Source organism: Streptomyces sp. NBC_01013, from assembly GCF_045162765.1.
Classification (GTDB): domain Bacteria; phylum Actinomycetota; class Actinomycetes; order Streptomycetales; family Streptomycetaceae; genus Streptomyces.
On sequence record NZ_CP108687.1, the window covers coordinates 3,346,529 to 3,365,665 of the forward strand.

Annotated in this window: 30 protein-coding genes; 2 read left to right on the forward strand and 28 right to left on the reverse strand. The window is 67.5% G+C overall.

Annotated elements, in window-relative coordinates; translation table 11 throughout:
* Positions 1–93 precede the first annotated feature (93 nt).
* From rpsK to rpsJ, 28 genes are all read right to left on the reverse strand, one after another.
* The gene (gene rpsK / locus OG538_RS14215; protein ID WP_003956432.1) at positions 94–498 is read right to left on the reverse strand and encodes a 30S ribosomal protein S11; all 405 of its coding nucleotides are present in this window, start codon (positions 496–498) and stop codon (positions 94–96) included.
* 105 nt (positions 499–603) lie between these two features.
* Positions 604–984, reverse strand: coding sequence for a 30S ribosomal protein S13 (gene rpsM / locus OG538_RS14220; RefSeq protein WP_014154579.1), 381 nt, complete (start codon positions 982–984; stop codon positions 604–606).
* A gap of 194 nt (positions 985–1,178) precedes the next feature.
* A complete protein-coding gene (rpmJ, locus tag OG538_RS14225; RefSeq protein ID WP_003956441.1) occupies positions 1,179–1,292 on the reverse strand; it encodes a 50S ribosomal protein L36 in 114 nt (37 codons plus the stop codon).
* A gap of 60 nt (positions 1,293–1,352) precedes the next feature.
* Entirely contained in the window at positions 1,353–1,574 is a 222-nt protein-coding gene (gene infA / locus OG538_RS14230; RefSeq protein WP_003956442.1) for a translation initiation factor IF-1, read from the reverse strand.
* Positions 1,575–1,738: 164 nt separating this feature from the next.
* Positions 1,739–2,575 (reverse strand): type I methionyl aminopeptidase, encoded by an 837-nt coding sequence (map, locus tag OG538_RS14235; protein WP_406093616.1) that lies wholly within the window; start codon positions 2,573–2,575, stop codon positions 1,739–1,741.
* A 125-nt stretch (positions 2,576–2,700) separates the two neighbouring features.
* On the reverse strand, positions 2,701–3,357 hold the full coding sequence (locus OG538_RS14240; protein WP_406093618.1) for an adenylate kinase: 657 nt from the start codon (positions 3,355–3,357) through the stop codon (positions 2,701–2,703).
* Positions 3,357–4,676: a preprotein translocase subunit SecY gene (secY, locus tag OG538_RS14245; protein WP_406093620.1), complete on the reverse strand. Its 1,320-nt coding sequence runs from the start codon at positions 4,674–4,676 to the stop codon at positions 3,357–3,359. The genes OG538_RS14240 and secY overlap by 1 nt, the downstream gene beginning before the upstream one ends.
* A 223-nt stretch (positions 4,677–4,899) precedes the next feature.
* Positions 4,900–5,355 carry a 50S ribosomal protein L15 gene (rplO, locus tag OG538_RS14250; RefSeq protein WP_018550610.1) on the reverse strand — a complete coding sequence of 152 codons (456 nt, stop codon included), beginning with the start codon at positions 5,353–5,355 and terminating at the stop codon, positions 4,900–4,902.
* Position 5,356: 1 nt separating this feature from the next.
* Positions 5,357–5,539 (reverse strand): 50S ribosomal protein L30, encoded by a 183-nt coding sequence (gene rpmD / locus OG538_RS14255; RefSeq protein WP_018550611.1) that lies wholly within the window; start codon positions 5,537–5,539, stop codon positions 5,357–5,359.
* Entirely contained in the window at positions 5,539–6,144 is a 606-nt protein-coding gene (rpsE, locus tag OG538_RS14260) for a 30S ribosomal protein S5 (RefSeq protein ID WP_018101216.1), read from the reverse strand. Before rpsE ends, rpmD begins: the two co-directional genes overlap by 1 nt.
* Positions 6,145–6,191: 47 nt before the next feature.
* Complete coding sequence (gene rplR / locus OG538_RS14265) at positions 6,192–6,575, reverse strand: 50S ribosomal protein L18 (RefSeq protein WP_018550612.1); 384 nt, start codon at positions 6,573–6,575, stop codon at positions 6,192–6,194.
* Positions 6,576–6,577: 2 nt separating this feature from the next.
* On the reverse strand, positions 6,578–7,117 hold the full coding sequence (rplF, locus tag OG538_RS14270; protein WP_148020235.1) for a 50S ribosomal protein L6: 540 nt from the start codon (positions 7,115–7,117) through the stop codon (positions 6,578–6,580).
* 21 nt (positions 7,118–7,138) lie between these two features.
* A complete protein-coding gene (gene rpsH / locus OG538_RS14275; protein WP_018519291.1) occupies positions 7,139–7,537 on the reverse strand; it encodes a 30S ribosomal protein S8 in 399 nt (132 codons plus the stop codon).
* A gap of 224 nt (positions 7,538–7,761) precedes the next feature.
* Entirely contained in the window at positions 7,762–7,947 is a 186-nt protein-coding gene (locus tag OG538_RS14280) for a type Z 30S ribosomal protein S14 (RefSeq protein WP_003948630.1), read from the reverse strand.
* A 2-nt stretch (positions 7,948–7,949) separates the two neighbouring features.
* Positions 7,950–8,507: a 50S ribosomal protein L5 gene (rplE, locus tag OG538_RS14285; protein ID WP_014047789.1), complete on the reverse strand. Its 558-nt coding sequence runs from the start codon at positions 8,505–8,507 to the stop codon at positions 7,950–7,952.
* Positions 8,507–8,830: a 50S ribosomal protein L24 gene (gene rplX, locus OG538_RS14290; protein WP_018550616.1), complete on the reverse strand. Its 324-nt coding sequence runs from the start codon at positions 8,828–8,830 to the stop codon at positions 8,507–8,509. Before rplX ends, rplE begins: the two co-directional genes overlap by 1 nt.
* A 2-nt stretch (positions 8,831–8,832) precedes the next feature.
* Positions 8,833–9,201: a 50S ribosomal protein L14 gene (rplN, locus tag OG538_RS14295; protein WP_003966950.1), complete on the reverse strand. Its 369-nt coding sequence runs from the start codon at positions 9,199–9,201 to the stop codon at positions 8,833–8,835.
* 107 nt (positions 9,202–9,308) lie between these two features.
* Positions 9,309–9,593 (reverse strand): 30S ribosomal protein S17, encoded by a 285-nt coding sequence (gene rpsQ / locus OG538_RS14300; protein WP_073786784.1) that lies wholly within the window; start codon positions 9,591–9,593, stop codon positions 9,309–9,311.
* Complete coding sequence (rpmC, locus tag OG538_RS14305; protein ID WP_024494976.1) at positions 9,593–9,817, reverse strand: 50S ribosomal protein L29; 225 nt, start codon at positions 9,815–9,817, stop codon at positions 9,593–9,595. The genes rpsQ and rpmC overlap by 1 nt, the downstream gene beginning before the upstream one ends.
* On the reverse strand, positions 9,817–10,236 hold the full coding sequence (gene rplP / locus OG538_RS14310; protein ID WP_003966953.1) for a 50S ribosomal protein L16: 420 nt from the start codon (positions 10,234–10,236) through the stop codon (positions 9,817–9,819). Before rplP ends, rpmC begins: the two co-directional genes overlap by 1 nt.
* A gap of 5 nt (positions 10,237–10,241) precedes the next feature.
* Complete coding sequence (rpsC, locus tag OG538_RS14315; protein ID WP_326738105.1) at positions 10,242–11,078, reverse strand: 30S ribosomal protein S3; 837 nt, start codon at positions 11,076–11,078, stop codon at positions 10,242–10,244.
* On the reverse strand, positions 11,078–11,425 hold the full coding sequence (gene rplV / locus OG538_RS14320; protein WP_026290933.1) for a 50S ribosomal protein L22: 348 nt from the start codon (positions 11,423–11,425) through the stop codon (positions 11,078–11,080). Before rplV ends, rpsC begins: the two co-directional genes overlap by 1 nt.
* A 42-nt stretch (positions 11,426–11,467) precedes the next feature.
* Positions 11,468–11,749 (reverse strand): 30S ribosomal protein S19, encoded by a 282-nt coding sequence (gene rpsS, locus OG538_RS14325; RefSeq protein ID WP_023539342.1) that lies wholly within the window; start codon positions 11,747–11,749, stop codon positions 11,468–11,470.
* Positions 11,750–11,761: 12 nt separating this feature from the next.
* Positions 11,762–12,598 (reverse strand): 50S ribosomal protein L2, encoded by an 837-nt coding sequence (rplB, locus tag OG538_RS14330; RefSeq protein WP_024494973.1) that lies wholly within the window; start codon positions 12,596–12,598, stop codon positions 11,762–11,764.
* Positions 12,599–12,637: 39 nt separating this feature from the next.
* On the reverse strand, positions 12,638–12,961 hold the full coding sequence (rplW, locus tag OG538_RS14335; RefSeq protein WP_356322373.1) for a 50S ribosomal protein L23: 324 nt from the start codon (positions 12,959–12,961) through the stop codon (positions 12,638–12,640).
* A complete protein-coding gene (rplD, locus tag OG538_RS14340; protein ID WP_363067025.1) occupies positions 12,961–13,611 on the reverse strand; it encodes a 50S ribosomal protein L4 in 651 nt (216 codons plus the stop codon). Before rplD ends, rplW begins: the two co-directional genes overlap by 1 nt.
* Positions 13,612–13,615: 4 nt before the next feature.
* Complete coding sequence (rplC, locus tag OG538_RS14345; protein ID WP_136328436.1) at positions 13,616–14,260, reverse strand: 50S ribosomal protein L3; 645 nt, start codon at positions 14,258–14,260, stop codon at positions 13,616–13,618.
* Positions 14,261–14,274: 14 nt separating this feature from the next.
* Positions 14,275–14,583, reverse strand: a complete 309-nt coding sequence (rpsJ, locus tag OG538_RS14350; protein WP_003948644.1) for a 30S ribosomal protein S10 — start codon at positions 14,581–14,583, stop codon at positions 14,275–14,277.
* A 631-nt stretch (positions 14,584–15,214) separates the two neighbouring features.
* Here rpsJ and OG538_RS14355 point away from each other — a divergent pair.
* Positions 15,215–16,885, forward strand: coding sequence for an RNA ligase family protein (locus OG538_RS14355; RefSeq protein ID WP_406093628.1), 1,671 nt, complete (start codon positions 15,215–15,217; stop codon positions 16,883–16,885).
* Complete coding sequence (locus tag OG538_RS14360) at positions 16,885–19,107, forward strand: poly(A) polymerase (RefSeq protein ID WP_406093630.1); 2,223 nt, start codon at positions 16,885–16,887, stop codon at positions 19,105–19,107. The genes OG538_RS14355 and OG538_RS14360 overlap by 1 nt, the downstream gene beginning before the upstream one ends.
* The last annotated feature ends 30 nt before the right edge of the window (positions 19,108–19,137 follow it).

Here is a 19,137-nt window from a genome sequence, read left to right on the forward strand (position 1 = left end):
AGATGAAACAAGGATACGGGCGGCACACCCCCGTAGGGGGCATACCGCCCGTACCCACGCTACTGACGCACGGCCGTCACCGGCCGTGGCGGATCAGACGCGGCGACGCTTCGGCGGACGGCAGCCGTTGTGCGGCGTCGGGGTGACGTCCTGGATCGAACCGACCTCCAGGCCCGTGGCCTGCAGGGAGCGGATCGCGGTCTCGCGGCCGGAGCCCGGACCCTTCACGAAGACGTCAACCTTGCGCATGCCGTGCTCCTGCGCGCGGCGGGCGGCCGACTCGGCGGCCATCTGCGCGGCGAAGGGGGTGGACTTGCGCGAGCCCTTGAAGCCGACGTGGCCGGCGGAGGCCCAGGAGATCACATTGCCCGAGGGGTCCGTGATCGAGACGATGGTGTTGTTGAACGTGCTCTTGATGTGCGCGTGGCCGTGAGCGACGTTCTTCTTTTCCTTGCGACGCACCTTCTTGGCTGCGCCCTGACGACCCTTGGGGGGCATGTCTTGACTCCAGATGGAGAGGGGAGGTGATCGGTCCTACAGCGAAGACCGCTGGATGCTGCGAATGTCCGGCGAACCGGCCGCTCGCAGTGCGTCCGCTGAGGACTACTTCTTGCCCGGCTTCTTCTTACCGGCGATCGCGCGACGCGGGCCCTTGCGGGTACGTGCGTTCGTGCTGGTGCGCTGGCCGTGGACCGGCAGACCGCGACGGTGACGGATGCCCTGGTAGCAGCCGATCTCGATCTTGCGGCGGATGTCGCCCTGGATCTCGCGGCGAAGGTCACCCTCGGTGCGGAGGTTGGCGTCCACGTACTCGCGGATCTTGACCAGGTCCTCTTCGGCCAGGTCACGAACGCGGGTGTTCGGGTTCACGCCTGCGGCGGCGAGGATCTCCTTGGACCGGGTGCGCCCGATGCCGAAGACGTAGGTGAGGGCAACCTCCACGCGCTTTTCGCGCGGGATGTCAACACCTGAAACGCGTGCCATTCAATGGCTCCAGTTGTTATGTCGGGGGTCTTCCGCAGCGCCACTCCCGACCGCCGACCTCTCGCTGGGAGAGGTGGTACGCCCGGGTCCCCGGCCCCCGCCGGAGGTGTCGTCAGCCGTGGCTTGGACGGGCACTGCGTATGTACGTTTACGTGCGTCGCGCGAAGTACTGCGAGATGCGAGGGGGTCGTGCGTCAGCCCTGGCGCTGCTTGTGGCGCAGGTTGTCGCAGATGACCATGACCCGACCGTGACGGCGGATCACCTTGCACTTGTCGCAGATCTTCTTGACGCTCGGCTTGACCTTCATGGGATGTCAGGTTCTCCGGGTCAGTGCCAGCACCCCGCCGAAGCGAGATGTGGGCAAGATCTACTTGTAGCGGTAGACGATCCGGCCACGCGTCAGGTCGTACGGGGAGAGCTCCACCACGACCCGGTCGTCCGGAAGGATACGGATGTAGTGCATCCGCATCTTGCCGGAGATGTGCGCGAGGACCTTGTGACCGTTCTGGAGTTCCACCTTGAACATGGCGTTCGGGAGGGACTCGATCACGGTGCCCTCAATTTCGATGGCACCTTGCTTCTTGGCCACGCTTCGCCTTTCGAATCGGCTACCTTGATCGACTTCCGTCACTCGTATGCGGACACACGGATGCACGAGAGCCGACGAGTCAGTCTACGTCAGCGGACTCCAAAAGACGAATCCGTCAAGTTTGCCCACCGTGGGAGATCCTTAGACCTCACGATGGCCGTCAATCAGCCCAGCGGGTCGGGTGCGGCCTCCACGCCGTACTGCGCCAGCTTCTCGCGGCCGCAGTCCGGAGCGGTGAGGACCAGCGGACCCTCTTCCGTGAGGGCGATGGAGTGCTCCCAGTGGGAGGACCAGGTGCCGTCGGTGGTGATGACGGTCCACTCGTCCTCCAGCACCTCGGTGCGGGCCGTGCCGAGGGAGACCATCGGCTCGATGGCGAGGCAGAGGCCCGGCACCAGCTTGATGCCCTTCCCGCGCTTGCGGGCGACGTAGTTCAGCAGGTGCGGGTCCATGTGCATCTCGGTGCCGATGCCGTGCCCGCCGTAGTCCTCGATGATGCCGTACTTGCCCGTCGCGGGACGGGGCTGGCGGCGGATGTAGGACTCGATCGCCTTCGAGATGTCGACGAGGCGGTTGTTCACCTTCATCGCGGCGATGCCGGCCCACATCGACTCCTCGGTCACCCGGGAGAGCTCGATCAGCTCCGGAGCGTGCCCGGTACCGACGAAGGCGGTGTACGCGGCGTCGCCGTGCCAGCCGTCGATGATCGCGCCGGCGTCGATGGAGATGATGTCGCCGTCCTTGAGGACGGTCTTGTCGTCCGGGATGCCGTGGACGACGACCTCGTTCACCGAGGTACAGATCGTCGCGGGGAATCCGCCGTACCCGAGGAAGTTCGACTTCGCGCCGTGGTCGGCGATCACCTTGCGGGCGACCTGGTCCAGGTCCAGCGTGGTGGCGCCGGGCACCGCGGCCTCGCGGGTGGCGGCGTGAATGGCGGCGACCACCAGCCCCGCCTCACGCATCTTCGCGATCTGCTCGGGGGTCTTGATCTGCACCATTGCGCGGCGCCTTTCTGGGGAGACGGTGACAGGGCCGTTAATCCACGATACGGCCGCAAACAGTCGGCCGCGGCGCCCAAGGACGCCGCGGCCGACTGCACAACACGTACTACGGGTGTTCTCTCTCAGCCCTTGTCGGACTTCAGAGCCTCCATGGCCCGCTCGGTCACATCGGTGACCTTGCCGAGCGCGGAGATGGTGACCACCAGGTCCTGTGCCCTGTAGTAGTCGATGATCGGCTCGGTCTGCGTGTGGTAGACCTCGAGCCGGGTGCGGACCGTCTCTTCGCTGTCGTCGTCGCGCTGGTACAGCTCGCCCCCGCAGGTGTCGCAGACACCCTCGGTCTTCGGCGGGTTGTACGTCACGTGGAACACGTGCGCGCTCTCGTTGCGGCAGACCCGGCGGCCGGCGATGCGCTTCACGACCTCGTCCTCGGGAACCTCGAGGTCGAGTACCGCGTCCAGCTTTACGCCCTCGTCCTTGAGCATCACATCGAGGGCCTCGGCCTGTCCCACGTTGCGCGGGAAGCCGTCGAGCAGGAAGCCGTTGACCGCGTCCGGCTGGGACATGCGGTCCTTGGCCATCCCGATCGTGACCTCGTCCGGCACCAGCTGCCCCGCGTCCATGTAGGCGCGGGCCTGCTTGCCAAGGTCGGTGCCCTGGCTGATGTTGGCGCGGAAGAGGTCGCCCGTGGAGATGTGCGGAATCGACAGGTTCTTGGCAAGGTACGCAGCCTGCGTTCCCTTGCCGGCACCCGGCGGGCCGACGAGGACGATTCGCATCAGCGGAGGAACCCTTCGTAATTGCGCTGCTGGAGCTGACTCTCGATCTGCTTGACGGTCTCCAGACCCACACCCACGATGATGAGGATGCTCGTCCCGCCGAACGGGAAGTTCTGGTTGGCTCCGCCGAAGCCTGCCAACGCCATCGTTGGCACAAGAGCGATCAGACCCAGGTACAGCGAGCCCGGCCAAGTGATCCTGTTGAGCACGTAGCTCAGGTACTCGGCAGTAGGTCGACCAGCCCGGATACCCGGGACGAAGCCACCATACTTCTTCATGTTGTCGGCGACTTCCTCGGGGTTGAACGAGATCGCCACATAGAAGAAGGCGAAGAAGACGATCAACAGGAAGTACGTCGTCAAGTAGTACGGGTGGGTGCCCTTGACGAAGTGGTCCTGGATCCAGGTCGCCCAGCCCGCGGTGGAGTTGGAGAACTGGACGATCAGAGCCGGGATGTAGAGCAGCGAAGAAGCGAAGATGACGGGAATCACACCCGCCTGGTTCACCTTCAGCGGGATGTAGGTGGACGTACCACCGTAGGACTTCCGGCCGATCATGCGCTTCGCGTACTGCACCGGGATACGGCGCTGGGCCTGCTCGACGAAGACCACGAGGCCCACCATCACGAAGCCGATCAGGATGACGGTGCCGAACTCGATCCAGCCGTCGGCGAGCTTGCCGCTGACCTTGATGGCCCACAGGGCGCCGGGGAAGCTGGCGGCGATCGAGATGAACATCAGGATCGACATGCCGTTGCCGATGCCGCGGTCGGTGATGAGCTCACCGAGCCACATGACGGCGGCGGTACCCGCGGTCATCGTGACGACCATGACGATCGTCGTGAAGATCGAGTGGTTCGGGACGATCTGGTCGGCGACCGGGCAGCCGCTGAACAGCGCACCGCTGGTGGCCGTGGCCACCAGGCCGGTGCCCTGGAGGATGGCGAGCGCGACCGTCAGATAACGCGTGTACTGCGTGATCTTTGCCTGGCCGGACTGCCCCTCCTTCTTGAGTGCCTCGAGTCGGGGAATCACCACGGTCAGCAGCTGAAGAATGATGCTGGCCGTGATGTACGGCATGATGCCGAGCGCGAAGATCGTGATCTGCAGCAGTGCACCACCGCTGAACATGTTCACCAGGCCGAAGAGGCTGTTGTTGCCCTTGCTTGCCTGATCAACACAGGTCTGGACGTTCTCGTAGCTCACTCCGGGCACCGGGATGTGCGCCCCGAGCCGGTAGAGCACGATGATGCCGAGCGTGAAGAACAGCTTCTTGCGCAGGTCGGGCGTCTTGAACGCCCGGGCGAACGCGGTGAGCACGGTGCCTCCTGCGACCCCCGCGCAATGCGTAGAGGTGACGGTCTTGAGGATCGACGAATAAGTAAGAGCCAAAGGCCCCCGGACGCGTACATCCAGGGGTTACCACAGCAACGGACGCCACCTTACCGGCGTACATGCCCCCCTAGGAACGACCAACCGGGGATGCCCCATATGAGAGGCATCCCCGGTCGGATGTTCAGGCCACCGAATGGTCCGAGTTGTCTCAGACGAGCTCGGTGACGGTGCCGCCCGCAGCGGCAATCTTCTCCTTGGCGGAGCCGGAAACGGCGTCAACCGAAACCTGCAGTGCCACGGAGATCTCGCCCTGTCCGAGGACCTTGACGAGGTGGTTGTTACGCACAGCGCCCTTGGCGACCAGGTCGGCCACCGTGACCTCTCCACCCTCGGGGTAGAGCGTCGCGAGCTTGTCCAGGTTCACGACCTGGTACTCGGTGCGGAACGGGTTCTTGAAGCCCTTGAGCTTCGGGAGACGCATGTGGAGGGGCATCTGGCCACCCTCGAAGCGCTCCGGAACCTGGTAACGGGCCTTGGTGCCCTTGGTACCACGACCAGCGGTCTTACCCTTGGATGCCTCACCACGACCCACACGGGTCTTGGCGGTCTTGGCACCCGGGGCAGGCCGGAGGTCATGCGCCTTCAGCGGCTTGTTCTCCGCCATGTCAGTCGACCTCCTCAACCGTCACGAGGTGGCGGACGGTGTGAACCATTCCGCGGAACTCGGGGCGGTCCTCCTTGACAACCACGTCGTGCAGGCGCTTGAGCCCGAGCGAACGCAGGGTGTCGCGGTGGTTCTGCTTGCTGCCGATGTACGACTTCGTCTGCGTGATCTTGAGACGGGCCATTACGCACCCGCTCCCGCACGCGCACGAAGCAGAGCCGCGGGGGCGACGTCCTCGAGGGGCAGACCACGGCGAGCCGCGATCTCCTCGGGACGCTGCAGGCCCTGGAGGGCCGCCACGGTCGCGTGCACGATGTTGATCGGGTTCGAAGAACCGAGCGACTTCGACAGGATGTCGTGAACGCCGGCGCACTCCAGAACGGCGCGCACCGGGCCACCGGCGATAACACCGGTACCGGGGGAAGCAGGCTTGAGCAGAACGACGCCCGCAGCCTTCTCGCCCTGGATCGGGTGAGGGATGGTGCCCTGGATACGCGGAACCTTGAAGAAGTTCTTCTTGGCTTCTTCCACGCCCTTGGCAATGGCCGCGGGAACTTCCTTGGCCTTGCCGTAACCGACACCGACGGTGCCGTCACCATCGCCCACCACGACCAGCGCGGTGAAGCTGAAGCGACGACCACCCTTCACAACCTTGGCGACACGGTTGATCGCGACGACGCGCTCGACGTACGCGGTCTTCTCGGCGGCAGCTGCGCCGCCGTCACGGCCCTTCCGGTCCCGCCGCTCGCCGCCACCGGCACCGCTTCCGCGGCGCTGGGGTCCAGCCATTGGATTTACCTCTCTCTGTTACGTCCGCTGTGCGTAGGAACCGGGGCTTAGAACTTCAGCCCGGCTTCACGGGCGGCGTCAGCCAGAGCGGCAATCCGCCCGGCGTACTGGTTACCACCGCGGTCAAACACGACGGCCTCAACGCCTGCGGCCTTGGCACGCTCGGCGACCAGGGCGCCGACCTGCTTGGCCTGGCTGCTCTTGTCGCCCTCGCCACCACGGATGGAGACGTCCAGGGTCGACGCCGACGCGAGCGTGTGGCCCGCGATGTCGTCGATGACCTGAGCCACCATGTGGCGGTTCGAACGCGTCACAACCAAGCGCGGACGCTCCGGCGAACCGGAGATGTGCTTGCGGACGCGAATGTGGCGACGCTTGAGGGCTGCACGCTTGTAGGCGTCGCCCTTGGCGATCTTTACGCCGTATGCCATCGCTACTTACCAGCCTTTCCGACCTTGCGGCGGATGACCTCGCCGGCGTACTTGACGCCCTTGGCCTTGTACGGGTCAGGCTTCCGCAGCTTGCGGATCTTGGCCGCGGTCTCGCCGACCTTCTGCTTGTCGATGCCCTCGACGGTGAACTTCGTGGGGGACTCCACCTTGAAGGTGATGCCCTCCGGGGCCTCGATCAGGATCGGGTGGCTGTAGCCCAGGGCGAACTCCAGGTTGGAGCCCTTCGCCTGGACGCGGTAACCGACACCACTGATCTCGAGCGCCTTGATGTATCCCGTGGTCACGCCGGTGATCATGTTCGCCACCAGCGTGCGGGACAGGCCGTGAAGGGCCTTGTTCTGACGCTCGTCGTTCGGGCGGGCGACGTTCAGGACGCCGTCCTCACCCTTGGTGACCTCGATCGGCGACGCAACGGTGTGCGAGAGGGTGCCCTTGGGCCCCTTCACCGCGACCGTGCGGCCATCGATGGTGACGTCCACACCGGCGGGAACCTGGATGGGGAGCTTGCCGATTCGCGACATGAGCTATTCCTCCGTTCCCGACTACCAGACGTAGGCGAGGACTTCCCCACCTACGCCCTTCTTGCTGGCCTGCTGGCCGGTCAGGAGACCGTGGGACGTGGAGATGATCGCCACGCCCAGGCCGCCGAGAACCTTCGGCAGGTTGGTGGACTTTGCGTATACACGCAGACCCGGCTTCGAGATTCGCTTGATGCCGGCGATCGAGCGCTCGCGGTTCGGGCCGAACTTCAGCTCGAGGACGAGGTTCTTGCCAACCTCGGCGTCCTCGACCTTCCAGCCCGTGATGAAGCCCTCCTGCTGGAGGATCTCCGCGATGTGCGACTTGATCTTGCTGTGCGGCATCGTGACGTCGTCGTGATACGCCGAGTTCGCGTTACGCAGACGCGTGAGCATGTCTGCGATGGGATCAGTCATGGTCATGAGTTGGCCTTCGGCCTCTCTCGCCGGGGTTTCCTGTATGCGCCATCCCTCTCCCTACTCAGAGGCAGGACGGGTGCGGTGCGGGGACCTACGGCGTAGTAAGTCGGTCTTGGGCGGCAGGCGCCCAACCCCACAAGCCTACGGCATGTGAGGACGGGCTCCTGCCGACCAGATGCTTACCGAGAGTCTCCGGTGATTCCCAACGCCCAAAGGGCGAAGGAGAATTACCAGGAGCTCTTGGTCACGCCCGGCAGCTCGCCACGGTGAGCCATCTCACGAAGGCACACGCGGCACAGGCCGAACTTGCGGTAGACGGAGTGGGGCCGGCCGCAGCGCTGGCACCGGGTGTAACCCCGGACGCCGAACTTCGGCTTGCGGGCGGCCTTAGCGATCAGAGCCTTCTTCGCCACGGTCAGTTCTCCTTGAACGGGAAGCCGAGGTGACGAAGGAGGGCACGACCCTCGTCGTCATTGGTCGCCGTGGTGACCACGGTGATGTCCATGCCCCGGACCCGGTCGATCTTGTCCTGGTCGATCTCGTGGAACATGACCTGCTCCGTGAGACCGAAGGTGTAGTTGCCACGGCCGTCGAACTGCTTCGGCGACAGGCCACGGAAGTCACGGATACGCGGCAGCGCGAGCGACAGCGTACGGTCCAGGAACTCCCACATGCGGTCACCACGGAGGGTGACGTGGCAGCCGATCGGCTGCCCCTCGCGCAGCTTGAACTGCGCGATCGACTTGCGGGCCTTGGTGACGGCCGGCTTCTGACCGGTGATCGTGGTGAGGTCGCGCACGGCGCCATCGATCAGCTTGGAGTCGCGGGCGGCGTCGCCCACACCCATGTTGACCACGATCTTGACCAGACCGGGAACCTGCATGACGTTCTCGTAGGAGAACTCCTCACGCAGCTTGCCGGCGATTTCCTCGCGGTAGCGCGTCTTGAGACGCGGCGCAGTGGTGGTAGTCATCAGATGTCCTCACCGGTGCGCTTGGCAACGCGGATCTTGTTGCCCTCGTCGTCAAAGCGGTAGCCGACGCGAGTAACGACCTTGTTGCCGTCCTTCTCAACAACCAGCTGCACGTTGCTGACGTGGACGGGAGCCTCGGTCGTCACAATGCCACCGGTCTGCGAACCGCGAGCGGTCTGACCGGCCTTGGTGTGCTTCTTGACCCGGTTGACACCCTCGACGAGGACGCGGTCCTGAGCAGGGTAGGCAACGATGACCTTGCCCTGCTTGCCCTTGTCCTTACCGGTGATGACCTGAACCAGGTCGCCCTTCTTGATCTTCATGCTTACAGCACCTCCGGCGCGAGCGAGATGATCTTCATGAACTTCTTCTCGCGCAGCTCACGGCCCACCGGGCCGAAGATACGGGTGCCGCGGGGGTCGCCGTCGTTCTTCAGAATGACGGCGGCGTTCTCGTCGAAGCGGATGTACGAGCCATCCTGACGACGACGCTCCTTGACGGTGCGAACGATGACGGCCTTGACGACGTCACCCTTCTTCACGTTGCCACCGGGGATCGCGTCCTTGACGGTGGCGACGATGACGTCACCGATGCCCGCGTAGCGGCGACCCGAGCCACCGAGAACACGGATGGTGAGAATTTCCTTCGCACCCGTGTTGTCGGCGACGCGCAGTCGCGACTCCTGCTGGATCACGTCTATCTCCTGATCGTCTGCCGGTTCCCGGCGGGGGCCGCTCCGTTACCGGAGCGAACCCCCGCCGAGCCTGGCGGAACCTGCCTGAAGGGGAAGCCCCTCAGGAATTACTTGGCCTTCTCGAGGATCTCGACGATGCGCCACCGCTTCGTGGCGGACAGCGGCCGGGTCTCCATGAGGAGGACACGGTCGCCGACGCCGGCGGCGTTCTGCTCGTCGTGAGCCTTGAGCTTGTTCGTACGGCGGATGACCTTGCCGTACAGCGCGTGCTTGACGCGGTCCTCGACAGCGACGACGACGGTCTTGTCCATCTTGTCGCTGACGACCAGACCCTCACGGGTCTTGCGGAAACCGCGGTCGGTGTTCGTCTCAGTCACAGTCTTCTCGCTCATCAGACGCTCTCCACCGTCTCGATGCCGAGCTCGCGCTCGCGCATCAGGGTGTAGATCCGGGCGATGTCCTTACGGACGGACTTGAGCCGGCCGTGGTTCTCGAGCTGTCCGGTCGCCGCCTGGAAGCGGAGGTTGAACAGCTCTTCCTTGGCCTCGCGGAGCTTGTTGAGGAGCTCCTCGTTGCCCAGCTCGCGCAGCTCGGACGTCTTGGTACCGGCCGACATCACGACTCACCTGCCTCGCGCCGAACAATCCGGCACTTCATCGGAAGCTTGTGAGCAGCGCGGGTGAGCGCCTCACGAGCAATCTTCTCGTTCGGGTAGGACAGCTCGAACATCACCCGACCCGGCTTGACGTTCGCGATCCACCACTCGGGAGAACCCTTACCGGAACCCATGCGGGTCTCGGCAGGCTTCTTCGTCAGGGGACGGTCCGGGTAGATGTTGATCCAGACCTTGCCGCCACGCTTGATGTGACGGGTCATCGCGATACGAGCGGACTCGATCTGACGGTTCGTCACGTACGCCGGGGTCAGCGCCTGGATGCCGTACTCGCCGAACGCAACCTGCGTGCCACCCTTGGACATACCGCTGCGCTTCGGGTGGTGCTGCTTGCGGTGCTTGACCCTACGGGGGATCAGCATTTCGGTCAGGCCTCCGTTCCGGTGCTCTCAGCCGCCGGAGCAGCGGCGGTCGCGTCGGCCTTGGGGGCCTCGGCGGCCGGAGCCGACTGCTGCGGCTTGCGGCCGCGACCGCCACGCTCGCCACCACGGCCACCGCGGCCGGCCGGACGGTCAGCGCCGCCACGGGCCGGGCGGTTGCCCGCACGGGCAGCAGCGTTCTCGGCGCGGACCTCGGCGATGTTCTTGACGTCGCCCTTGTAGATCCAGACCTTCACGCCGATGCGGCCGAAGGTCGTCTTGGCCTCGAAGAAGCCGTAGTCGACGTTCGCACGGAGCGTGTGCAGGGGCACGCGGCCCTCGCGGTAGAACTCCGAGCGGGACATCTCGGCGCCGCCGAGGCGACCGCCGCACTGGATCTTGATGCCCTTTGCGCCGGCCTTCATCGTGCTCTGCATGCTCTTACGCATGGCACGACGGAAGGAGACGCGGGAGGAGAGCTGCTCGGCGACGGCCTGGGCCACCAGCTGAGCGTCCACCTCGGGGTTCTTGACCTCGAGGATGTTCAGCTGGACCTGCTTGCCGGTCAGCTTCTCCAGCTCGCCACGGATGCGGTCGGCCTCGGCGCCACGGCGGCCGATGACGATGCCCGGGCGGGCGGTGTGGATGTCAACGCGGACGCGGTCGCGGGTGCGCTCGATCTCAACCTTCGAGATGCCGGCTCGCTCCATGCCCTTCGTCATCATGCGACGAATGGCAACGTCTTCCTTGACGTAGTCCTTGTACAGCTTGTCGGCGTACCAACGGGACTTGAAGTCCGTGGTAATGCCGAGCCGGAACCCGTGCGGGTTTACCTTCTGGCCCATTACCGGGTTCCTTCCTTGCTGCTGACGACCACGGTGATGTGGCTGGTCCGCTTACGGATCCGGTAGGCACGGCCCTGAGCACGCGGACGGAACCGCTTCAGGGTCGGGCCCTCGTCCACGTACGCCTCGCTGATGACCAGCGAAGAAGCGTCAGGGTGGTCGTAGTTGTGTGCAGCGTTGGCGATGGCGCTGTCAAGCACCTTGCCAACCGGCACGCTCGCGGCCTGCGGGGCGAAACGCAGGACCGCCTGAGCCTCCGTGGCATCCATGCCACGGATGAGGTCCACCACTCGGCGGGCCTTCATGGGCGTGACGCGGATGTACCGCGCCTGGGCCCTGGCTTCCATGGTTGTCCCTTCGGTGTGAGTCATAGTCGTTTCCACCCCGCGCTAGCGGCGCTTCGACTTCCGGTCGTCCTTGACGTGGCCGCGGAAGGTGCGAGTCGGCGAGAACTCGCCGAGCTTGTGGCCGACCATCGACTCGGTGACGAACACCGGGACGTGGATCTTGCCGTTGTGCACCGCGATGGTGTGACCCAGCATGGCCGGGATGATCATCGAGCGACGGGACCAGGTCTTGATGACGTTCTTGGTGCCTGCCTCGTTCTGTACGTCCACCTTCTTGATGAGGTGGCCGTCGACGAAGGGCCCCTTCTTGAGACTGCGCGGCATCTAAACCCGCTCCTAGCGCTTCTTGTTCGTCTTGCGGCGGCGGACGATGTACTTGCTCGATGCCTTCTTCGGCGAGCGAGTACGACCCTCCTTCTGACCCCACGGCGAGACCGGGTGACGTCCACCGGAGGTCTTGCCTTCACCACCACCGTGCGGGTGGTCGACCGGGTTCATCGCAACACCGCGGACGGACGGGCGAACGCCCTTCCAGCGCATGCGACCGGCCTTGCCCCAGTTGATGTTCGACTGCTCGGCGTTGCCGACCTCGCCGATCGTGGCGCGGCAGCGGGCGTCGACCAGGCGGATCTCACCCGACGGCATACGAAGGTGGGCCATGGTGCCCTCCTTCGCCAGCAGCTGCACGGAGGCACCCGCGGAACGGGCGAACTTCGCGCCGCCGCCGGGCCGCAGCTCGATGGCGTGGATGGTCGTACCGACCGGGATGTTGCGCAGCGCCAGGTTGTTGCCGGGCTTGATGTCGGCGGCCGGGCCGTTCTCGACACGGTCGCCCTGTCCCAGGCCACGCGGCGCGATGATGTAGCGCTTCTCGCCGTCCGCGTAGTGCAGGAGCGCGATGCGCGCGGTGCGGTTCGGGTCGTACTCGATGTGCGCGACCTTGGCCGGCACGCCGTCCTTGTCGTGACGACGGAAGTCGATCACGCGGTAGGCGCGCTTGTGGCCACCACCCTGGTGGCGAACGGTCACACGACCGGTGTTGTTACGGCCGCCCTTGCTGTGCAGGGGGCGGACCAGCGACTTCTCCGGCGTGGACCGCGTGATCTCGACAAAGTCGGCGACGCTGGAGCCACGACGGCCCGGGGTCGTCGGCTTGTACTTGCGGATACCCATTTCTCAGTCCTCGTCCGATTCCGGACGACTCGACCTCCGTTAGGAGGTCGGGCCGCCGAAGATGTCGATACGGTCGCCCTCAGCGAGGGTCACGATGGCGCGCTTGGTGTCAGCGCGCTTGCCGAAACCGGTCTTGGTGCGCTTGCGCTTACCCTGACGGTTGATCGTGTTGACCCCGGTGACCTTGACCGAGAAGACCGCTTCCACGGCCTGCTTGATCTGGGTCTTGTTGGAGCCGGGCGCGACGATGAACGTGTACTTGTTCTCGTCGAGCAGCGCGTAGCTCTTCTCCGAGACAACCGGCTTGACGAGAACGTCACGCGGGTCGTCGTAGGTCTTGCTGGTAACGGTCGCCTCGCTCATCAGGCGTCGCTCCCTTCGGTCTCAGCGGTCTGGGGGCCAGACACGAAGGACTCGAAGGCGGCCTGGGTGAAGACCACGTCGTCAGAGACGATCACGTCGTACGTGTTCAGCTGGCCCGGCTCCAGGATGTGCACCTGGGGCAGGTTGCGTGCGGAGAGCCACGCGGCCTCGTCGTTGCGGTCGACGACCAGGAGCACGTTCTTGCGCTCCGAGATCTTGCCGAACAGCGACTTCGCGGCCTTCGTGGAGACTCCACCCTCGACCACGCCGGTGACGACGTGGATGCGGGAGTGACGCGCCCGGTCGGAGAGGGCACCGCGCAGGGCGGCGGCCTTCATCTTCTTGGGGGTGCGCTGCGAGTAGTCACGCGGCTGCGGGCCGTGGACGACGCCACCGCCGACGAACTGCGGCGCGCGGGTCGAACCCTGGCGCGCGCGGCCGGTGCCCTTCTGGCGGTACGGCTTGCGCCCACCACCACGGACTTCGCCGCGGGTCTTGGTCTTGTGCGTGCCCTGACGGGCAGCTGCCAGCTGTGCGACGACGACCTGGTGGATCAGCGGAACGCTGGTCTTCGCGTCGAAGATCTCCGAGGGGAGCTCGACGGTACCGGCCTTGTCGCCTGCCGGCGAAAGGATGTCAATGGTGCTCATTACCTCAAGCCCCCTTGGCCGCGGTACGGACCAGGACGAGGCCGCCGTTCGGACCGGGGACCGCGCCCTTGATGAGGAGCAGACCCTTCTCCGCGTCAACCGCGTGGATGGTCAGGTTCTGGGTGGTGACGCGCTCGTTACCCATCCGGCCGGCCATGCGCATGCCCTTGAAGACACGCCCAGGGGTGGCGCAGCCACCGATCGAACCGGGGGAACGGTGCTTGCGCTGGACGCCGTGACCGGCGCCGAGGCCCTTGAAGTTGTGACGCTTCATGACACCGGCGAAGCCCTTGCCCTTGCTCTTGCCCGTGACGTCAACCTTGACGCCGGACTCGAACACCTGGGCGGTGATCTCCTGGCCCAGCGTGTACTCGCTGGCGTCAGGGGTGCGGAGCTCCACCAGGTGGCGGCGCGGAGTCACGTCGGCCTTGGCGAAGTGACCCTTGAGGGGCTTGTTCACCTTGCGCGGGTCGATCTCGCCGAAGGCGATCTGGACCGACTCGTAGCCGTCGCTGTCGTTCGTACGGACCTGCGTCACGACGCACGGACCGGCCTTGACGACGGTCACCGGGACAACCCGGTTGTTCTCGTCCCAGACCTGGGTCATGCCGAGCTTCTCGCCCAGGACGCCCTTGATGTTCTTGCTCATCTCGGCCCGTCCCCTCAGAGCTTGATCTCGATGTCGACGCCAGCCGGAAGGTCGAGGCGCATCAGCGAGTCAACCGTCTTCGGCGTGGGGTCGAGAATGTCGATGAGGCGCTTGTGCGTGCGCATCTCGAAGTGCTCGCGAGAGTCCTTGTACTTGTGCGGCGACTTGATGACGCAGTACACGTTCTTCTCAGTGGGCAGCGGCACCGGGCCCGCGACCGACGCACCAGTGCGGGTCACCGTCTCGACGATCTTCTTCGCCGAGGAGTCGATGACCTCGTGGTCGTAGGCCTTGAGCCGGATGCGGATCTTCTGTCCCGCCATGGCTACTAGTAGTCCTGTCTCTCGTAACGCTCTGGAACCCGAGGTTCTGGTAACTCCACCTCCGACCCACGCGGTCGGGCGTGTCGCATCCCCTCTACGAAAATCTCCCGAAGAAGATCCCAACCAAGGGGGTGCGGGCCTGAGACCGCGCTGCCGGGGGAGGAACCCCACCGGGCGCCTGGCCGGTGCCACACGAACGCTTCCCGAAAGATTCCCGTACGTCCGGCCCTTACAGGGCCGACGAGTACTGTGGGACTCGCTTCCGGTCCTCCCGGCGGGAGGCGCGCAGCATTGACACTCAACCGAGCAACCTGGTCAGTGTGCCATACGGGGCACGAGCCTGGCCAATCGGGCCGGAGATCCTACCCCGCGCGGATGAATGGTCAAACGCAGGCACGCTCCGGCCCTCGACGGTGTCAGTCGCGGGTGTTCGTACCGCAGCCCTCGATGTCCTCGTTCAGGAGAGACCGGCTGCGGCTCCGCCGCCCGCTTCCGTCCCCGCCTGCGCCGACCGCCACCCGCGTTCCCCGAGCCTGCGTCGCCTCGTCCTGCTCGCGAAATTCGGTCGAGTGCGGCAAGCCCGCGCCCCTACAGTGACCGGCCGGGACGGCGACCAACGGGGGCACAGAACATGCGTACGCACTATCCACGGACCCCGCATCTGCCCTGGTCGCCCGGGGCCACTTCGGACGACGTGCGCCTGGCCGACCTCGCCGGACTGACCGGCTCCGAGGTCGTGGTCACCGAGAAGATGGACGGCGAGAACACCACGCTGTACGCCGACGGACTGCACGCCCGCTCCCTCGACTCGGCGCACCACCCCTCCCGGGGATGGGTCAAGGCACTCCAGAGCCGCATCGGCCCGCGCATACCGGCGGGGTGGCGGATCTGCGGCGAGAACATGTTCGCCCGCCACTCCATCCCGTACGAGGACCTCGCGAGCCACTTCTACGGCTTCTCCGTCTGGGACGGCGAGGTCTGCCTGAACTGGGACCGGAGCGTCGACTTCCTGCGGGACCTGGGGGTCCCGGCACCGCCCGTGCTGTGGCGCGGCGTGTTCGACTCCCGGGCCGAGAAGACGCTGCGGGCGCTGAAGCCGGACACGGGACGCCAGGAGGGGTACGTCGTCCGCCCCGTCGAGGCCTTTCCGGCCGCGGCGTTCGGGCGGCGGGTGGCCAAGTGGGTGCGGCCCGGCCACGTGACGACGGACACGCACTGGATGCACGCGGCGGTGGTGGAGAACGGACTCGGTCCCGCCGCCGCCCTGTGGGCCGTGCGTTCGGGCGCCCCCGTGGACCCGGCGGGACTCGCCGTCGCCACGGGCACCGGTCCGGGCGACGCGAGCGCGGCCCTCGCGACGGGTGACGCGCTGGACGCGCTGGGCCGCACCGGCGACGACCGGCTGTCCGGGGTACTCGCCGCCCTGCTGCACCGCAGCCGCCGGGCCGCCCTGGCCCCGGCGCTCGCCGTGCGGCTCGGCATGCCGCTCGCCCGGCGGACCGCGGACCTCGTCGGCCTGTACCCCGCGCTGCACCGCCCGTACCCGGACGAGGAGCGCCGCAGCGGCCTGGCCCGGATGTCGCTCGCCGCCGACCTCACGGTCCTGCACGCACTGGCCGGTGCGCTGGCCGAGGGGCCCGAGGCCCGGGAGCAGGCCGAATGGTCGGCCCTGCACGCCCAGGACGTGCACGAGCCCGACGGGCTGGCGGAGGACTTCGCCGGCCTGGAGCCGGACGCCGCCGCCCGCTGTCTGGCGCAGGCCCGCGAGGCGTACGCACGGGGGCGCATCAGCACCGCGGAGGAAGCGGCCGCCGCGACCTGGCGGTGGCGCACCGGTGACTTCCCGCGCCTGGTCCACCTGGTCGGGCCCTCCGGCAGCGGGAAGAGCACCTTCGGCCGGGGTCTGCCGGGCACCGTCACGTACCTCTCGCTCGACGAGCTGCGCGAGGACCGCGGATCGCGCGCCGACCAGAGCGCCAACGCGGACGTCCTGCGCGAGGGGCTGCGACGCCTGGACGCGGCTCTGGTCCCCGGCGCCACGGTGGTCTGGGACGCCACCTCGCTGGGCCCGCGCCAGCGCTCCCTCGTCCACACCGTCGCCCGGACCAGGGACGCCCTGATCACCCATGCCGTGGCGTGGGTGGGCGAGGGCGAGCTGACCGACCGCAACGGGCGGCGCAGCCACCCGGTACCCCCGGAGGTCCTGGCCTCCCAGCTGCGCCGCTTCGACCCCCCGTATCCCGGCCAGGCCCACCGCACCTGGTACATCGGCACGAGCGGAACCGTGGAGGACCGGACCTGATGCGTACGAGCGAGGAGATCTACCACCGGGTCCGCTGGGACGCCCGGTTCGACCCGGCGCGCTTCGTCCTGGGCGTCGCCCAGCGCGGCCGCGACCCCAAGCGGGTGCCGCTGGAGCGCTTCACACCCGGCGGCGACATCCCCTGGCACCGGGTGCTGTTCTTCGAGGCGGACGGCGAGGTGGTGTGGGACCGGTCCTCGGGCCTCGACCGCATCGACGCGACGGACGCGGGGCGGATACGGGACCCGCGCAGGCTGCCGTCCCCGTACTTCTCCTCCCGCACCCCGCACGCCTTCTCCCCGGCGGCGGGCGCCTGGGAACCGGCGCCCGCCGCGGGGGCCCCGGGCCTCTCCGGTCCGCTGACGGTGCTCACCTGGAACACCCTCTGGGACCGGTACGACAGCGACCGCATCGACACCGCCCGGCGCCGCCCGCTCCTGCTCGACGCCCTGCGCGCGGCCGACGCCGACGTCATCGCACTCCAGGAGGCCGAGCCCGCGCTGCTGGATCTGCTGCTGGCCTGCGACTGGGTGCGCGACGGCTACGTCCTCGCCACCGATCCGGCCGGCCGCGACGTGGCGGACTGCGGCCTCCTGCTGCTCAGCCGGCTGCCGGTGAGCGAGGCGGGTCTGCACCCACTCGGCCCGCACAAGGCGGTGGCCGCTGCCGTCATGGAGACGGCCGAAGGCCCCGTCACCGTGGCCGTGACGCATCTCAGCAGCGACCACTCACCCACCGGGGCTGATCGCCGTGAAGCCGAACTGACCTCCCTGGCAACGGTGTTGGCGGGCATCGAGGGCGAGCTGCTCCTCGTGGGGGACTTCAACGACGGCAGCGACCGTCCGCAGACCCGGCTGGCGATGGCGGACGCCTGGAGCAAGGTGCACGGCCCGGCCGACCGCACCCCGACCTTCGACCCGTCCGTGAACCCCCTGGCAGCGGTCTCCTCCCTGTCGGGACGCGTCTCGCGCCTGGACAGGGTGCTGCTGCGTACGGAGCGACTGCACGCCCGGTCGGCGGCCCTGACCGGTGACGTGCCCGGCCCGGAGGGGCTGTACGTCTCCGACCACTACGGGGTGCGGGTGGAGCTGTGCGCAGCCCTTCCGTCCGTCGACACCGGCCTCATCGCGGAACGGGTGGCCGCCGCCCTCCCCGGCGCCCGGGTCCACACCGTCGGCTCGCGGCGCATGGACTGCGCGGCACCCGACGCCGACCTGGACCTTGTCGCAGCGCTGCCCGGCGCACCCGATCCGGAGGGGGTGAGGCGCCGGCTGGCTGCCGCGTTCCCGGAGGCGCGGGACCTGCGCGAGGTGACGGGGGCCAGGGTGCCCGGCCTGCGCTGGTACACCGGCGGCCTCCGGGTCGACCTGGTCACCGTGGCGACCGGCGCCCTCTCCCCCGCCGCGGCGGTCGCCCGCCGGACCGAGCTGGGTGAGGCGGCGGCCGTCGCGCTGAGCGCGGTCAGCGACGCCGAAGCGGTGCTCGCGGCGGCGGACCCGCACCGGGGCGCCTTCACCACCCTCGCCCGGGACGTCAAGGCGTGGGCGGCTGCGAGGGGCCTCGACTCCGCACCCTGCGGCGGGCTTCCGGGCCTCGCCTGGGCCCTGTTCGCAGCCCGTACCGCACACGAGGCCGGCGACCTGCCGCCGCCCGCGCTGCTCCGGCACTTCTTCGCGACCTGGGCGATGTGGGACTGGGACGAAGCGGTGGGGACGGCCTCCCCTTCCGGGTCCCCCGTCACGGTGCTGACCCCGACCACCCCCGTACGCTCCTGCACCACGCAGGTCTCGGTCGCCGGCCGCGAGCTGCTCGCCGCCGAGCTCTACCGCGCCTGGGAGATCGTGGAGGCCGCGGCGGACGACGACCCACGCCCCCTGCTGTGCACCCCGCCTCCGCTCCCCGGCCTCCACCCGTCCTGGGCCCTCGCCTCCATCCCCTCGGGCGGCCCGGACGAGGGGCGGCTACGCGGCCGGCTCCTGGCCCTGTCCGCCGCGCTCGCCGACGCGGACGCTCCCGACTGCCGCATCTGGCCGCGCCCGCTCACCGTCGGCGGTCGCACGGGGTACGCGATCGGGCTCGGCGCGACCCCGCCGGCCGCGCACCGGCTGGCGGAGATCGGGGCGGAGGTGCTGCGGGGGATCCGGGACGCCGCTCTGGCCCCGGTGGGCCCGGCCGCTCTCGGGTCGGCCGGAAAGCCCGCGTTCACGGACGGCGGAAGCTGAGCGCGAACCCGTAGGGGGGGTCAGCACCCG

Excerpts from the sequence above, each read along its gene's own strand:
- rpsK (WP_003956432.1), bottom strand. The coding sequence starts at position 498 with ATGCCCCCCAAGGGTCGTCAGGGCGCAGCCAAGAAGGTGCGTCGCAAG.
- rpsM (WP_014154579.1), bottom strand. The coding sequence starts at position 984 with ATGGCACGCGTTTCAGGTGTTGACATCCCGCGCGAAAAGCGCGTGGAG.
- rpmJ (WP_003956441.1), bottom strand. The coding sequence starts at position 1,292 with ATGAAGGTCAAGCCGAGCGTCAAGAAGATCTGCGACAAGTGCAAGGTG.
- map (WP_406093616.1), bottom strand. The coding sequence starts at position 2,575 with ATGGTGCAGATCAAGACCCCCGAGCAGATCGCGAAGATGCGTGAGGCG.
- OG538_RS14240 (WP_406093618.1), bottom strand. The coding sequence starts at position 3,357 with ATGCGAATCGTCCTCGTCGGCCCGCCGGGTGCCGGCAAGGGAACGCAG.
- rplO (WP_018550610.1), bottom strand. The coding sequence starts at position 5,355 with ATGGCGGAGAACAAGCCGCTGAAGGCGCATGACCTCCGGCCTGCCCCG.
- rpmD (WP_018550611.1), bottom strand. The coding sequence starts at position 5,539 with ATGGCCCGTCTCAAGATCACGCAGACGAAGTCGTACATCGGCAGCAAG.
- rpsE (WP_018101216.1), bottom strand. The coding sequence starts at position 6,144 with ATGGCTGGACCCCAGCGCCGCGGAAGCGGTGCCGGTGGCGGCGAGCGG.
- rplR (WP_018550612.1), bottom strand. The coding sequence starts at position 6,575 with ATGGCATACGGCGTAAAGATCGCCAAGGGCGACGCCTACAAGCGTGCA.
- rplF (WP_148020235.1), bottom strand. The coding sequence starts at position 7,117 with ATGTCGCGAATCGGCAAGCTCCCCATCCAGGTTCCCGCCGGTGTGGAC.
- rpsH (WP_018519291.1), bottom strand. The coding sequence starts at position 7,537 with ATGACCATGACTGATCCCATCGCAGACATGCTCACGCGTCTGCGTAAC.
- rplE (WP_014047789.1), bottom strand. The coding sequence starts at position 8,507 with ATGACTACCACCACTGCGCCGCGTCTCAAGACGCGCTACCGCGAGGAA.
- rplX (WP_018550616.1), bottom strand. The coding sequence starts at position 8,830 with ATGAAGATCAAGAAGGGCGACCTGGTTCAGGTCATCACCGGTAAGGAC.
- rpsQ (WP_073786784.1), bottom strand. The coding sequence starts at position 9,593 with ATGAGCGAGAAGACTGTGACTGAGACGAACACCGACCGCGGTTTCCGC.
- rpmC (WP_024494976.1), bottom strand. The coding sequence starts at position 9,817 with ATGTCGGCCGGTACCAAGACGTCCGAGCTGCGCGAGCTGGGCAACGAG.
- rplP (WP_003966953.1), bottom strand. The coding sequence starts at position 10,236 with ATGCTGATCCCCCGTAGGGTCAAGCACCGCAAGCAGCACCACCCGAAG.
- rpsC (WP_326738105.1), bottom strand. The coding sequence starts at position 11,078 with ATGGGCCAGAAGGTAAACCCGCACGGGTTCCGGCTCGGCATTACCACG.
- rplV (WP_026290933.1), bottom strand. The coding sequence starts at position 11,425 with ATGGAAGCCAGGGCCCAGGCGCGGTACATCCGCGTCACGCCCATGAAG.
- rpsS (WP_023539342.1), bottom strand. The coding sequence starts at position 11,749 with ATGCCGCGCAGTCTCAAGAAGGGGCCCTTCGTCGACGGCCACCTCATC.
- rplB (WP_024494973.1), bottom strand. The coding sequence starts at position 12,598 with ATGGGTATCCGCAAGTACAAGCCGACGACCCCGGGCCGTCGTGGCTCC.
- rplW (WP_356322373.1), bottom strand. The coding sequence starts at position 12,961 with ATGAGCGAGGCGACCGTTACCAGCAAGACCTACGACGACCCGCGTGAC.
- rplD (WP_363067025.1), bottom strand. The coding sequence starts at position 13,611 with ATGAGCACCATTGACATCCTTTCGCCGGCAGGCGACAAGGCCGGTACC.
- rplC (WP_136328436.1), bottom strand. The coding sequence starts at position 14,260 with ATGAGCAAGAACATCAAGGGCGTCCTGGGCGAGAAGCTCGGCATGACC.
- rpsJ (WP_003948644.1), bottom strand. The coding sequence starts at position 14,583 with ATGGCGGGACAGAAGATCCGCATCCGGCTCAAGGCCTACGACCACGAG.
- OG538_RS14355 (WP_406093628.1), top strand. The coding sequence starts at position 15,215 with ATGCGTACGCACTATCCACGGACCCCGCATCTGCCCTGGTCGCCCGGG.
- OG538_RS14360 (WP_406093630.1), top strand. The coding sequence starts at position 16,885 with ATGCGTACGAGCGAGGAGATCTACCACCGGGTCCGCTGGGACGCCCGG.